The organism is Cyanobacteriota bacterium, from assembly GCA_025054735.1.
Lineage (GTDB): Bacteria > Cyanobacteriota > Cyanobacteriia > SKYG9 > SKYG9 > SKYG9.
Genome location: JANWZG010000643.1, coordinates 1 through 1384 on the forward strand (window position 1 = coordinate 1; position 1384 = coordinate 1384).

3 protein-coding genes are annotated in these 1384 nt (G+C 51.3%); 2 read left to right on the forward strand and 1 reads right to left on the reverse strand.

The genetic code is table 11. The features are described 5' to 3' along the window. On the forward strand, positions 1-527 hold a 527-nt coding region (locus NZ772_19005; protein ID MCS6815647.1), incomplete at its 5' end, for a TldD/PmbA family protein. After that, positions 524-1219 carry a deoxyribose-phosphate aldolase gene (deoC, locus tag NZ772_19010; GenBank protein ID MCS6815648.1) on the forward strand — a complete coding sequence of 232 codons (696 nt, stop codon included), beginning with the start codon at positions 524-526 and terminating at the stop codon, positions 1217-1219. The genes NZ772_19005 and deoC, both read left to right, overlap by 4 nt. Before the next feature lie 60 nt (positions 1220-1279). Here deoC and NZ772_19015 read toward each other — a convergent pair. Further along, positions 1280-1384, reverse strand: a 105-nt coding sequence (locus NZ772_19015) for a photosystem II protein D2 (protein MCS6815649.1), incomplete at its 5' end; no start/stop codon positions are given.

Sequence of the window (1384 nt, forward strand, 5' to 3'; positions counted from 1 at the left end):
GCAGTTATCTTTACGATGACGAAGGCACACCCGCTACAACAACTCAGCTCATCCAAGACGGCGTGTTAGTAGGGCGGCTCCACTCCCGCGAGACAGCGGGCAAGCTAGGAGAATCACCCACGGGCAATGCTCGTTGCCTAGACTATCGCTTTCCGCCCATTGTGCGCATGACTAACACCTGGATTGCACGTGGTACCACACCCGTTGCCGACCTGTTTGCAGATATTGACATTGGTGTCTATGCTCGCAACTGGCTAGGGGGTATGACGAATGGTGAAATGTTTACCTTTACAGCGGGTGAAGCCTGGATGATTCGAGACGGCCAATTAGCCGAACCAGTGCGAGATGTAACCCTATCCGGTAATGTATTTACAACCCTGGCAGATATTGAGGCCATCGGAGACGATTTTTTTTGGGATGAGTCAGGTGGCTGCGGCAAAGGTGGGCAAAATGGCTTGCCTGTTGGTTGTGGTGGCCCTAGCCTGCGACTGCGGAATGTAGTAATTGGTGGTGAGGCAGCAGAATGACGATCGACCCCAACACCATTGATATTGCCCCTCTTATCGACCATACGCTGCTGGTACCTACTGCTACTCCTGAAGCGATCCAACAATGGTGCGAAGAAGCTATTCGCTTTAATTTTGCTGCTGTCTGTGTTTACCCTTGTTATGTAAAACAGGTAGCAGAACTCTTGCACAACAAATCACCCAAGGTGTGCACAGTGATTGGTTTTCCCGCAGGAGCAACCACCTCTGCAGTCAAGCTGTATGAAGCCCAAGAAGCTGTAGAAAACGGCGCAACCGAACTGGACGTAGTGATTAATCTAGGATGGTTGAAAGCAGGGAAGACCAACGAACTCCATCGCGAATTGGCAGAAATCTGCGAGGAAACTGGACAAACCGTGAAGGCAATCTTGGAGATGACCTTGCTAACAGAGCCAGAAAAGCGGCTAGCCGTGGAAGTATGCGCTGATGCCGGGGTACAGTTTTTGAAAACCAGCACAGGTTGGAATGGTGGGGCAACTGTGGCCGATGTGCGCTTGATGAAGGAGGTAACCAAAGGAAAGGTTGGGATCAAAGCCTCTGGCGGAATTCGTACTCATGAGCAGGCGATCGACCTAGTGTTGGCTGGTGCTACTCGACTAGGCACCTCCTACAGCATCGAACTATTGCGTCAGCGAGAGGCGATCGCCACCAACGAGCGATCAGCAACCAACTAAAAAACCCCTGCCAATTTGACAGGGGTAACACCATCTCTCTAGAAGGAGCAAACCCAACACTTACAGGGCATTACCACGAGGTAGAACTTCCTCAGGGAATACAAAACCTTCATGGGGCTGGTCTTGAGGAGCCATCCAAGCACGGATACCCTCATTCAGCAGAAT